This window comes from Acinetobacter sp. I-MWF, assembly GCF_025433935.1.
In the GTDB taxonomy this organism is placed as follows: domain Bacteria; phylum Pseudomonadota; class Gammaproteobacteria; order Pseudomonadales; family Moraxellaceae; genus Acinetobacter; species Acinetobacter guillouiae.
This window is the reverse complement of the sequence record NZ_JAMBAR010000001.1, coordinates 2,757,489-2,770,362: the sequence shown is the minus strand read 5'-3', so window position 1 is coordinate 2,770,362 and position 12,874 is coordinate 2,757,489. Positions and strand designations below refer to the sequence as shown.

The following is a 12,874-nucleotide window of genomic DNA, read 5'->3' as shown; positions in this document are numbered from 1 at the left end:
ACGCTCTAGTTAAACTATAACATAGTAATCGTTATAATAACGATCGTTATGCAAAAAGGGAAGCATGATATGCAAGATGAAATAACAACATCAAATCAGAAGGTTGCATTGATTATTGGAGCAGGTGATGCAACAGGTGGCGCAATTGCGAAACGTTTTGCCAAAGGGGGATATATTAGTTGTATGACCCGTCGCAATGCTGACAAGTTACAACCACTGATTGATGAGATTGAACAGGCAGGTGGAACAGCATATGGTTTTGCATCTGATGCTCGAAAAGAACAGCAAGTTATACAATTGATCGAAGAAATTGAAAGCAACATTGGCGAAATAGAGGTACTGGTTTTTAATATCGGTGCCAATGTTCCATGTAGCATACTTGAAGAAACAGCGCGTAAATATTTTAAAATATGGGAAATGGCGTGTTTTTCTGCTTTTTTAACTGGTCGTGAAGTGGCGAAACGAATGGTAAGCCGACAACGCGGGACATTGATCTTTACTGGCGCGACTGCTGGTCTACGTGGTGCTGCTTATTTTTCAGCATTTGCAGGGGCAAAGCATGCACTTAGAGCTTTGGCACAGAGTATGGCGCGTGAACTTGGTCCACAGAATATTCATGTGGCTCATGTGGTAGTTGATGGTGCAATTGATACAGATTTTATTAAAAACAGTTTTCCTCATCTTTATGAGAAAAAAGATCAAGATGGTATTTTAAATCCTGAACATATTGCTGAAAATTATTGGCATCTTGCCCAGCAACCACGTGATGCATGGACACATGAGCTAGATTTACGTCCTTGGATGGAAAAATGGTAAGTCACTTTATATTAGTAAGTTGGTTTGTATGAGTAGGTTAATATAGCTAGATGACTTATCTCGATATAGAGAGATTAAGAAGTGATGATTTAAGTTTTTTCTAGAATCATTTTTACAGTAGTACGATAAAAACATGATCAGTACAGTTAAGGAATAACACTAAATGAAACAGGTAGAATTTTATTTTGATTTGGGTAGTCCATATAGTTATTTAGGCTTTTATCAGATTCAAAAAATTGCAAAACAAAATCAAGCGCAAGTGATTTGGAAGCCGGTCTTGCTTGGTGGTATTTTTAAAGCCACAGGGAACAGTAGTCCAATGGCTGTGCCAGCAAAAGCCAGCTATTCGATGATTGATATGGGGCGTTGGTCAAAACTCTGGAATATTCCAATACAAATGAATCCCTATTTTCCTATTAATACTTTAAATCTGATGCGCGTGATTACAGCGGTTCAGCTTTATCAAGCTGAAAAATTCTTAACAGTGTTAAACGCTTTATTTGATGCAATGTTTGGGCATCCGCGTAATTTAAATGATATCAATGAACTTATTAGCTTATTTCAATCATTGGGTTTTAGTACAGAGCAGGTTCAAACTTGGCTTTCAGATGAACAGGTTAAAGCCCAACTAAAAAATATCACAGAAGAAGCCATTGGGCGTGGTGTTTTTGGTGCACCGACATGGTTTATTGGCAATGAAATGTTTTGGGGCGTTGATCATCTTCACTTTGTTGAGATGGAATTGGCTAAATCTTGATCAATACGCTTTTAAATTCTGATTCCATTATTTAGACTGCTAGCATGAGAGAATAGCTGTGCTGTAGCTAGCCATGCAGCACAGCTATTCTATACAAAGCCAAACCACATCGAATCAGCAAAATATTTGATGAATAAACGCTAATCAAAAATATAATAGATTAAACATAATAATGCTGTAATAGTGCAAGGATCAGTGCCAAAGTGAATACGGATAAAAGTGTTTGCATGCTGATGCTTGCTGCCATTAATTGATGATCGCCGTTTAACAGTTTGGTTAAGATATATGCGGAAGATGCGGTTGGGATAGAAAAGAAAATCATGATAGCAATCACCGCGGCATGACTTAGCTCAAAAAACTGCAAACAGATAAAGGCAATAAGCGGGATCAGCAATAATCTGAGTAGGCTAATGAGCAAAGACTTTTTCAGATAAATTCTGAGGGTCGAAAACTGAATTGCTGTTCCTACACATAATAAGCCCAACATCAGACTACTACTTGAAAAAGCATTTAACAGATTTGCAAAGCCAGACCAAATAGGGATGTTTAAAACATTAAATGTAATTCCCAATATACAAGAGCTGATCAGTGGGTTTTTGATTAAAGACCAGAAAATATTTTTAATGTTCAGTTGATCTTTATCTGTCAGAGAAAGGATCGAAATAACATTAACCAAGGGAATTGCTATAGCAAGGATATTTACCAAGATACTTTTGATTTCAGCATGATTGAGTGTCGTGGCAATCGAGAGTCCGAGATAGGTATTAAAACGAATCAAGCTTTGGACATATACACCGATCTGAGCAATAGGTGTGCGGTTTAACTTTGCAAACAGATAAATGCCAGCAATGATCATGGCCATAATTAAAAAAATGACCGTAAGAATGCTGTTGAGATGCCCCATATTCATATCTGCATTTGCAAGAGAGCTAAACAATAAGGCTGGAAATAAAATATAGTAATTGAGCTTTTCTGCGCCATTCCAGAATTTCTCTTCCAATATACGCGACTGGAACAGATAAAAACCTAAACCAATCAGGGCAATGGATGGGAAAAGAATAGTAATCATTTGTAGCATGCTGAACGCTCTATGCAGAACCTAATTCGACCAAGTCCCAGCCACTGATTTTTTCATCTGTAAGCTAAACCCAAGTAAACTTTAATCAAGAATATGACTTATGCCTATTCATGGTAAAATGAGTCTTTACTCATGGATAGAGTGGCGATGACATTTACTCAACTGACTATTTTTGCCATGTTGGCTGAACAGAAAAGCTTTACTGTTACAGCACAGCGTTTGCAAATTTCTCAATCTGCGATTTCTCATGCAATTAAAGGCTTAGAACAAGATTGGTCGGTCAAATTGTTTTATCGCAATCATAATGAAGTTGAGTTAACTGAATCGGGTATACGGCTTTTAGTGCATGTGAAAGAAATTTTGAATATTTCTAATGTGCTAAAACAAGAAATCTCCGATATACAAGGATTTCATTCTGGCACTTTAAGAATTGGATCTTTTGGTGCTTCATCTTCTAATGTATTGATTCCCTTAATTCTAGAAAAATTTAGTTTAAAATATCCAAATATTGAAGTGTTTATTAAAGAAGGAACGGACAAAGATATTGCTCAATGGATTCATGACCGTACTATTGATGTTGGATTTGTGGTTTTACCTGAAGAACGTTTTGATACTTTTCCTGTGATTGAGGATATTTTTGTAGCACTTATACCCAAATCCTATGCACGATCACAACAAAGTGCAGTTCGATTGGATGAATTGGTTGAACATCCTTTTTTAATGACCTCAGCAGGCAGTCAAAACCATGTGACAGAGATGTTTAGAAAAGCCAATCTGAGTCCAAAAATTAAATGTTATTTTTCTCAAATTTTGACCATTATTAATATGGTGAACAATGGTGCTGGTGTTTCAATTGTCGCAGATATGGCCTTGAATAAAGAGTTGATGACGCTGTTTCCCAATGTTCAAAAATTACCTTTATCACCCAATATCAAGCGGTCTATTAGTCTGGCAGTGAAGAATAAAAAACAGATGAGTCCAATTACACAGGCATTTATTGATATTGCACAAATGGTTTAGCATTTTATCGTGAGCGTTTCGCAAAAGAACAAAAGAACAGTATAAGCACAGAGAATGAATGATTTGATTTATAAACTCATAGAACGTCCTAAAACAGCATTTATATTATGTGGCTGTGTTGCTAACCTATCCTTATGGGCAATCAGCCATATCAAAAGCTTTAGCATTTTATGGGTACTCGGCTTTTTCGTTTTTACTGCATTTTCTGCATTAGCTTTGTCTATATATTTGATGGAAATTGTTGAGAAAAAGCCAAGATACAAAATCTACTTTCAACTGTTGTTTTACACACTTTTGATCATTTTATATTTAGCATTGAATACTTATCAATCTGTTTTAGATCAGAAATTTTTTCCACGAAGTTTAGTGATGTTTGTGGTTGTGTTTTTCACAATGTTATTGATGATGAATTTAAGAGTCGTGGTGGGATATAGCTTCAAAAATATTAAAATGTTATGGAAAAGACTTAAATAATTTTGCTGCTAATCTGAGTATATCTGATTTGAACGTATTGGTTTATGCAACTAAACAAACAATACTAAACAGGCGATAAAGGAATATGTTGATGGATTTAGAAACATTACAACGGTAAATCTGCAAAAAATATCAGTCAAAATATATCGAATTTAATCTGTCGGATAGGGTTGCAATTGCATTACAGAGTCTAGGTCAACAACCGATTTATGCAGTTCGAGTTGCGCTACAAAAACCAGACAATGTTTCTTGGTTTATTCACTGTGGAGAATATTCTTCCGCTGATGATTTTTATCAACCGCTGCATGCCTCGCATTTACAGCAATATTTACCTGAAATTTTACCTTATTTGGCGCTTGAGCACGGTTATCATGTCATTATTGATGAGCATGGCTATGAAGATGTTTGGATGAATCCAACAACCGACTAAATTTAGCGAACCATCACAATCTGTATAAAATGATGAAGAGCTGATTGTGATAAGAATTAAAAAGCATCTTCATCATGACCAAAAAAGCGAACCGAAGTTCGCTTTTTTAAAGTGTAAATCAATTACTGAACTTAGAAGAAGCCCATTGCTTTGGTTGAATAGCTAACCAATAAATTCTTGGTTTGTTGATAATGATCAAGCATCATCTTGTGGTTTTCACGGCCAATGCCTGATTTCTTATAACCACCGAATGCAGCATGTGCAGGGTAGATATGGTAGCAGTTGGTCCATACGCGACCAGCTTCGATCGCACGACCCGCACGATAAGAGGTATGCGCAGAACGCGACCATACACCAGCGCCTAAGCCATACATCGTATCATTGGCAATTCGGATTGCATCGTCATAATCTTTAAATGTTGCGACAGAGAGCACTGGTCCAAAAATTTCTTCTTGGAAAATTTTCATACTGTTGTCGCCTTTGAAAATGGTAGGTTCAATATAGAAACCTTGACCGACTTCCTGACGATCGCCGCCACCTGTAAGCAATTGAGCACCTTCAGCACGACCTGTTGCGATACAACCCAAGATTTTGTCTTGTTGCTCTTGAGATGCCTGAGCACCAATCATGGTGTCTGTATCTAGAGGATGTCCAGTTTTGATGCGTTTTACACGTTCAACTGCCATTTCTAGGAATTTATCGGCAATACTTTCTTGAACCAAGGCACGTGATGGGCAAGTACATACTTCACCTTGGTTTAAAGCGAACATAGCAAAGCCTTCAAGTGCTTTGTCTAAATAATCATCATCTTTATCCATGACATCTTCAAAGAAAATGTTTGGTGATTTACCACCAAGCTCAAGTGTCACAGGAATAATATTTTCAGTTGCATATTGCATGATCATTTGACCAACAGCAGTGGAGCCTGTAAATGCAATTTTAGCAATGCGTGGATTGGTTGCCAGTGGGCGACCCACTTCAACGCCGTAACCATTGACAATATTTAAAACGCCTGGCGGTAAAATATCTTGAATGAGTTCAGCAACAACTAAAATACTTGATGGAGTTTGTTCAGCAGGTTTAAGCACAATACAGTTACCCGCTGCAAGTGCCGGTGCAAGTTTCCATGCTGCCATAAGAATAGGGAAATTCCATGGAATGATCTGACCAACTACACCTAAAGGCTCATGGAAGTGGTAAGCAATGGTATCTTCATCAATTTCAGAAATACCACCTTCTTGTGCACGTAAACAACCTGCAAAATAACGGAAATGGTCAATTGCTAAAGGAATATCGGCTGCCAATGTTTCACGAATTGGCTTACCGTTTTCCCATGTTTCTGCAACTGCGAGTAATTCTAAATTTTCTTCTAAACGATCTGCAATTTTCAGCAGTACATTTGAACGTGTTGTTGGAGAAGCTTTGTTCCATGAAGCTTTGGCTTTATGTGCTGCATCTAATGCAAGTTCGATATCTTCCGCAGAAGAACGTGGAATTTTGGTAAAGGCTTTACCATCTACAGGAGAGACATTATCAAAATATTGCCCTTTAACCGGTGCTACCCATTTGCCATCAATAAAGTTTTCATATTGGGCTTTGAACTGTACTTTTGAACCAGGCTGATTTGGATCTACATAACGCATAAGAGTATCCCTTTACTTATATTCATGATCATTCATGATGTGTTTAATATGGCATGTATGAACAATGATTGTTTACATGATGGTTTGAGCATAGAGAGTCAAAGGTAGGGAAAAGGTTGGATGAAATCCAAGACATATTTGCGCTATGCTTTAATCTTTGGCAATATTTTCTTGTTTATTGGAAAATTGCTAAATATTGGAAAAAATTGGTTTTATTCTAACGCTTTGGTATGAGTTGTGTTGACTGAGGTTAAGCTCACTGTGTTAATGTGCTAGAGTAATTTATAGGCAGGTCCGCTGGATAAAAACAACAGAGAAAGGATAGGATATTTTTTAACGAATTACAGAGGAAGTAGCGTATGTTAAGCCAACAAGAGTTATCAAATAAACGGAGTTTAATTGAGCAATTACGCCAAAGTAGTAGTTTGTCTTTAAAACATGCTGATCAACTCGGGCAGAGTATTGCAAGTTCATGGCAACGTTCCAACTCAGCTGCGATTCCCAAAGATCGTGATGCTGCACCCTTGATGAATGTAAAACAAGAAAGAAAAACACTGTTAGAAAAAGCAATCGAACATTGTCGTGATGAATTAACTCATATCGCAGAACAGTCTGCAATGGTTGCTGCGGTAGGGGATATTGGCAGTACCATTATCTGGTCAGCTGCAAGTGGGCAAATGCGTAATGCCGCAGAACGTGTTCATTTTATTGCTGGTGGGCAATGGCGAGAAGATTTGGTGGGAACCAATGCTTTGGCACTGTCATTAAAAACCCAACAATCCAGTTGTGTGTTTTCTAATGAACATTTTATGTCTTCGGTGCATGACTGGGTTTGTTATGCCTCTCCAATTATAGATCCATATTCCAAACAAGTTTTAGGGGTAATTGATCTTTCAACCACATGGAATCATCACAATAGTTTGGGATTACTGGCCGCTGAACGCTGTGCCTCAATTATTCAATCGGCATTGCTAGAGTTTCAGCAACAACATTTATTTATCCGGGCTTTTGCTGTGCCACAAGTGTTGTTCAATGGCAAGATCGTGGTACTGACACCACGACAAATTGAAATTTTGACCATTCTTGCGTTGTGCCCACAAGGGATGAATCTGGAAAATTTACATCAAGCACTATATGGTGAACGAAAAGTGAGTGTCGGCACATTAAAAGCTGAAATGTCGCAATTGCGCGATATCTTGGGTGGCATGCTGGGTTCACGGCCTTATCGTTTATTGGCACATGTTGAAGCAGATTTCTTGCAAGCAGAGAATGCTTTAGATGCAGGCTATACAGAATCCGCTTTAAAATTATGCAAAGGTGTATTTTTAGCTAAAACTGAAAGTCCTTTTTTATCTGCATGGCGAGACTGCCTTGAATCACGCCTGAGTGAAGCGATTTTTAAAGCCAATGAAACAGATGCTTTATTAAAACACCTTGCACATTTTCCAGAGGCGATTGATGCCGTTGAACGTTTGATTGAACTTACACCAGTCGGGCATCCTGCTCATCAAATTCTAATGAAATATAAAGATGAACATTGATTTTGCAGGATACTTTTAACTGATCATTCGCTTGTAAAGAAGAATGAATTGGCGCTTTTAAAGCTGTTTTTGGGCTAACCAAGAAAAAAGTTGATGATAAACTTCTTTTCTGACTTCTGGTGCCGATAAGACCAAGTCATGCAGTCCATTTTGAATGGTCATGACATTAACATCGCCCTGTATTTTACCTGCATCCCTGATGATGTCTTTGACCTCTAAAATAACATCAGTGCTTTGAGCATCTCGGTTAAATTTCTTGGGATAGGTCGTTTTGTGAGAATGCATCACCAAGGTTGGTACATTGATCTGTACGCCTGCATGAATTTCTTTTTGTGCTTCAAAAATTGCATGCACAAAGCTTAAATATACTTTGGGGTAAGTTGGTTTTTTCCACTCTAAGCTGAAATCCCATTCGCCTTGCAAATCTTTATGCAGACTAGTGACATACCATTTATTTAATTCACTTGGAAATTTTAAATTAGGTAAGCGTTTACCCAATGCGCTGAGTTTTGGGAGGGCTAATTTTTTCTTCCAAGCAGGCATATTAAAGTCATAGAAAGGACTATTGCACCATAAGGCTTGAATAAGGGGGTGTTGTGGATAATGTGCTGCATATAATGTTGCGATCAATCCACCTGTAGAATGTCCTGCCAGTAACACCTCAGTGTGGCCTTCCTGACCAATAATCTTTAATGCTTGTGTGATTTCTTCATCATATTCATTCAAATTTAGAACATAATAATATTTTTGATGTGGTAGGTAAGAACGACCATATTTTCTTAAATCAAGTGCATAAAAATCATAATCATGTTGATTAAATTGTTCAGCCATTTCTGTTTGAAAGAAATAATCGATAAAACCATGGATATAGAGCACCGCTTTCTTGGTCGCTTGAACTGCTTGTTTGCGTACCAAAGTCGCAATGACTTTACCATCATAGTCATCTGTTAAGTTTAAGGTTAGTTTTTCATAACCTGTACCAAGGATATCAGGTTGATATTCAGTAGATTGAGTGGTCATAGCATATTCCTGAATTTATTGAAAAATGAAATCCGAAAAATTACAGATAGTCTTTTACCAGCGCATAGGATTCATCATATAGTTTTTGTGCCAACTGTATATCTTTGGCTTTGCCTGATTTAAATGCAGGGGTTTGCAAACTCACATAATCCCCATTGCGCTTTTCCCATGATGGATCAAAAGCAATTTTTTTAATTAATTCGGCAGGCTTAGAAGGTGGAATAAGACCAAGTTTAATTATTGCATATTGCCATTTGGGTAATTCACGATAAATCTCAGAATCTACGCCACCTGGATGCAATGCATTGCTGGTGACATGACTTCCTTGTAGTTGTTTGGCAAGGATATTACTAAACAGCAGATTGGCTAATTTACTATTGCCATAGCTCAATACACCATTGTATTTTTTCACTTGATCCGCGTTAAAATTCTCAGGTTGGATACGACCTAAAAGATGCATCATTGAAGCCAAATGAATTACACGACCTTGTTGGGCTTTTTGAACCAATGGAAGAAGTTTCAATGTCCAAAGAAAAGGCCCCAGATAATTTACCCCAAACTGTTTTTCAAAACCATCAGCTGTGGCCTCAAGATCAGGTGTCATCATGCCAGCATTGTTGACTAATACATCAATTTTTTCATATTTGGCAATAATTTCATTGGCTGCTTGGTTAATTTGTTCAAGACTATTTAAATCAAGGTGAATCACGTCTACTTGACCTGTACCGAATGACTCTAAGTGTTGCTGTGCTGTGTTTGCTTTTTCTGGATTACGACAAGCAATGATCACATGGTGACCATCCTTAATAAATGTTTCTGCAGTTGCAAGCCCGATTCCAGTGTTTGCACCCGTGATGATGATGGTTTTACTTGTTGTTGTCATTGCTGAAATAATCCGCTGATGTTTTAAGCATCATAGTCATAGATTGTGACTTTATCAATATATCTGACAATAATGATTGTCATTTTTTAATAAGCGTATAAAAAAGGAATATTACCTAAGTAATATTCCTGAGTATCAAGCACACTTCATTGAATTTGGCCTAAAACAGTTGTCAGGCTGACGTAGAACCAAAGAGTATCGTTTTACATTGCTGATTCAAAAATTTTAATGACTTGAACATCAGTTGCTTTACGTGGATTTGTCAACATACAGGCATCTTTTTGCGCATTTGATGTCATTACTGCATGATCTTCCGCTTTGACACCCAGTTCAGCTAAGCCAGAAGGGATGCCAATAGATGATGATAACTCACGGATTGCATCAATCGCAGCAAAGGCAGCCTCAGTAACGGTTAAACCCTCGGTATTGACACCCATTAATTGGGCAATTTTTGCATAACGGTCAGGACAAGCAATTAAGTTAAACTCACACACATGCGGTAATAGAATTGCATTACATACGCCGTGTGGAAGGTTATAGAAGCCACCTAATTGATGAGCCATTGCATGTACATAACCTAAAGATGCATTGTTAAATGCCATACCTGCTAAATATTGTGCATATGCCATCGCATCACGTGCTTCAAGATTTTCACCATTGGCTACCGCAGGGCTTAACCATTCACTAATCATCGAAATGGCTTTTTCTGCACATGCATCTGTAATTGGGTTTGCAGCAGTTGAAACATAAGCTTCTACAGCATGAGTTAAAGCATCCATACCCGTTGCAGCTGTTAAAGCAGCAGGTTTTGCAATCATGAGTTTAGGATCATCAATTGCAACAAGCGGTGTACAACGCCAGTCAACAATCGCCATTTTTACATGGGTATCTGTATTGGTGATAATACAGAAACGAGTCATTTCAGAAGCAGTTCCCGCCGTTGTATTGATTGCGACAAGCGGTGTCATTGGGACTTTACTTTGATCAATCCCTTCATAATCACGAATATGACCGCCACCTGCGGTGACTAGGCCAATTCCTTTTGCACAGTCATGAGAAGATCCGCCGCCTAAAGACACAATAAAGTCACAGCCATTATTGTTATATTCATTTACGCCATTGTGTACATTAATATCTGTCGGGTTTGGTTCTGCGCCAGGAAAAACATGACTGTCTACGCCAGCTTCTTTGAGATAGCCAACGATAATGTCTGCAACACCAAATTTGAATAGGCCAGCATCAGTGACGATGAGGGCTTTTTTTGCCCCTAAATTTTGTGCTTTAGCGCCGACTTCTTTGGCACAACCTGGACCAAAAAGTGAGACGCAAGGGATGTAAAAACCGTTTGTTTGATCTGCTATATTTTTAAAAGCCATGGTGCGATTCCTTCTACCATTGTTATTTCATCATTCCAGAAAGGTGATGATCACCTTGAGGTTGAGTATCAGTTTTGAGGGCTAGGTTGAATACCTACTAAACACCTACCAAATTTTAATCATGCAAACTTTGAATTAAGTATTTGATATTTTTATTTAAAATAAAGTGATGAAGTTTTTCTTTATAATTTTAAGCTGAAAATCGGGCTTTAACACGAGTTTTGATTAAAAACGACAAAAACTGATTTTATTTGGTATTTTTTGCTTTGACAGATCATTTTGTGTTTAAAAAGTGAATGGTTGAGTTAAATTTCGAGCATAAATTTTAAAATCTATAAAAATAGACTAAATTATCAATTAATGAGAATGTGTATTAATAATTAAAAAGTGAAAAATATGTGAAAAGTTTGATATTTCTATACTAGGTCAGTATGGGCTTAAATAGACTTTTTAAATATACCTGTACTGTTAATTTATGCTAAATGATAAAAATAAAATAATGATATATATCATTAATAAGTATTATAGAAAAATTAAAAATAAAAGTGCCAATATTTTTTTTGGATGAGTGTTAATGCTATTGATCAGAATTTTATACATAAATATTGTTTTTTATGTATGTTTTTTAAACAGGTTGCCACGGTTCGGTAATCTCATATTTTAAGGATAAAAAATGAAAAAAATATTAACGTTAAAAAATATTGCTATAGCAACTTCATTATTCGCGATTACCAGCACGAGTTTTGCGGGGGAGTATAAACGCTTTTCAGTATCTGCAGGTTGGTTACATGTCATGCCTCAAGGAAAAGCAAATCCCTTTAATATTAATACCAGTGTTAAAAATGGTACCAATGCAACAGTCGGAAGTATCTCTACAACCAGTTTTTTAAACTCAGTTGATCCTAATGCGATGGGAGAAGACTTAGGCGGAGTGCCATTTAATCAGAAAGAGGTGTTAACTGAATTTCTCAATGATGCCTTTATGCAAACCTTATTGACTGATGGTAAGGGTAATATTTTGCCGGAGGTCGCAGGAACCGCAAATATTCATGGCTTGGAAAATTGGCAAGCCAAGGGTACAGGGCTTGAAGTCGATGATGTGGATACACTTGGCTTGATGTTAAATTATTACATCAACGACAATGTTTCTTTGCAGCTCATTGGTGGGATTCCTCCAAAAGTGGATATTAAAGGTAAAGGGGAAATCTTGGCACCACTCACAGGATTAGCCACTTCGCCAAATGAGTTGGTTAATATCTTATTTCCAGATGGTATTGGTTTAAATCAAGCCATTCCAATCACCAATTTAGGCAATAAGTCTAAAGCAGCATCGGTGCGTGCATGGACACCAGCGCTGGAAGCGCAATATCAATTTGGTCAATCTGGTGTCAATAAATTGCGTCCATATGTTGGGGTAGGGGTGATGTACTCTCATTTCACGGATATTAAGTTGAACTCACAGATCAAAAGTGATCTGGTTGCAGCGGGACACATGATTCAAAACGTTTTAGATGGAAAAGCTGGGGCTGCGTTAGATGGCAAACCTTCCAGTGCAAATCCTTATGTAAGAGTTAAAACGACTGATGCAATAGCACCTATTGTAAGTCTGGGCGCTACTTACGATATTAATGAAAACTGGTTTGGTGTGGCTTCTGTTTCTTATGCCAAGCTCAACAATCAGGCAAAGATTGATGTCGTTGATGCCAAGACTGGTAAGCGACTGATTAATTCCACGACAAAAGTCGATATAGATCCATTGATTACTTATGTTGGTGTGGGGTATCGCTTCTAAAATCAACACTATTTTCCCTAAGAATAGTGAAGATTTTAAATGGT

Annotated in this window: 12 protein-coding genes; 7 read left to right on the top strand and 5 right to left on the bottom strand. The window is 37.5% G+C overall.

The genetic code is table 11. The annotated features are described in order from the left end of the window. Positions 1-69: 69 nt before the first annotated feature. Both M2R48_RS12820 and M2R48_RS12815 read left to right on the top strand, forming a co-directional pair. The gene (locus tag M2R48_RS12820) at positions 70-816 is read left to right on the top strand and encodes an SDR family oxidoreductase (RefSeq protein WP_004719501.1); all 747 of its coding nucleotides are present in this window, start codon (positions 70-72) and stop codon (positions 814-816) included. A 163-nt stretch (positions 817-979) separates the two neighbouring features. After that, complete coding sequence (locus tag M2R48_RS12815; protein WP_262086365.1) at positions 980-1,573, top strand: 2-hydroxychromene-2-carboxylate isomerase; 594 nt, start codon at positions 980-982, stop codon at positions 1,571-1,573. Between the two features lie 160 nt (positions 1,574-1,733). Here the strand turns inward: M2R48_RS12815 and M2R48_RS12810 are convergent, their stop codons facing one another. Continuing rightward, positions 1,734-2,651 (bottom strand): AEC family transporter, encoded by a 918-nt coding sequence (locus M2R48_RS12810; protein WP_315972842.1) that lies wholly within the window; start codon positions 2,649-2,651, stop codon positions 1,734-1,736. A gap of 147 nt (positions 2,652-2,798) precedes the next feature. On the opposite strand from M2R48_RS12810, the gene M2R48_RS12805 reads away from it, so the two are divergent. From M2R48_RS12805 to M2R48_RS21615, 3 genes are all read left to right on the top strand, one after another. Further along, entirely contained in the window at positions 2,799-3,671 is an 873-nt protein-coding gene (locus M2R48_RS12805) for a LysR family transcriptional regulator (protein WP_262087494.1), read from the top strand. A gap of 54 nt (positions 3,672-3,725) precedes the next feature. Beyond that, positions 3,726-4,145 (top strand): hypothetical protein, encoded by a 420-nt coding sequence (locus M2R48_RS12800; RefSeq protein WP_262086363.1) that lies wholly within the window; start codon positions 3,726-3,728, stop codon positions 4,143-4,145. A 118-nt stretch (positions 4,146-4,263) separates the two neighbouring features. Beyond that, positions 4,264-4,575 (top strand): hypothetical protein, encoded by a 312-nt coding sequence (locus M2R48_RS21615; RefSeq protein ID WP_410004179.1) that lies wholly within the window; start codon positions 4,264-4,266, stop codon positions 4,573-4,575. 131 nt (positions 4,576-4,706) lie between these two features. Here the strand turns inward: M2R48_RS21615 and M2R48_RS12795 are convergent, their stop codons facing one another. Then, the gene (locus M2R48_RS12795; RefSeq protein ID WP_004719517.1) at positions 4,707-6,218 is read right to left on the bottom strand and encodes an aldehyde dehydrogenase family protein; all 1,512 of its coding nucleotides are present in this window, start codon (positions 6,216-6,218) and stop codon (positions 4,707-4,709) included. Between the two features lie 359 nt (positions 6,219-6,577). On the opposite strand from M2R48_RS12795, the gene M2R48_RS12790 reads away from it, so the two are divergent. Continuing rightward, complete coding sequence (locus tag M2R48_RS12790; RefSeq protein WP_004719519.1) at positions 6,578-7,759, top strand: hypothetical protein; 1,182 nt, start codon at positions 6,578-6,580, stop codon at positions 7,757-7,759. A gap of 57 nt (positions 7,760-7,816) precedes the next feature. Here the strand turns inward: M2R48_RS12790 and M2R48_RS12785 are convergent, their stop codons facing one another. The 3 genes from M2R48_RS12785 to M2R48_RS12775 all read right to left on the bottom strand — a co-directional run bounded on the left by M2R48_RS12785 (position 7,817) and on the right by M2R48_RS12775 (position 11,038). Further along, positions 7,817-8,779, bottom strand: coding sequence for an alpha/beta hydrolase (locus M2R48_RS12785; protein ID WP_034615198.1), 963 nt, complete (start codon positions 8,777-8,779; stop codon positions 7,817-7,819). A gap of 40 nt (positions 8,780-8,819) precedes the next feature. After that, a complete protein-coding gene (locus M2R48_RS12780; RefSeq protein ID WP_262086362.1) occupies positions 8,820-9,662 on the bottom strand; it encodes an SDR family oxidoreductase in 843 nt (280 codons plus the stop codon). A 203-nt stretch (positions 9,663-9,865) separates the two neighbouring features. Then, on the bottom strand, positions 9,866-11,038 hold the full coding sequence (locus M2R48_RS12775; protein WP_262086361.1) for an iron-containing alcohol dehydrogenase: 1,173 nt from the start codon (positions 11,036-11,038) through the stop codon (positions 9,866-9,868). A gap of 673 nt (positions 11,039-11,711) precedes the next feature. Between M2R48_RS12775 and M2R48_RS12770 the strand changes: the two genes are divergently transcribed. Continuing rightward, positions 11,712-12,830, top strand: coding sequence for an OmpW/AlkL family protein (locus M2R48_RS12770; RefSeq protein ID WP_262086360.1), 1,119 nt, complete (start codon positions 11,712-11,714; stop codon positions 12,828-12,830). Positions 12,831-12,874 lie beyond the last annotated feature (44 nt).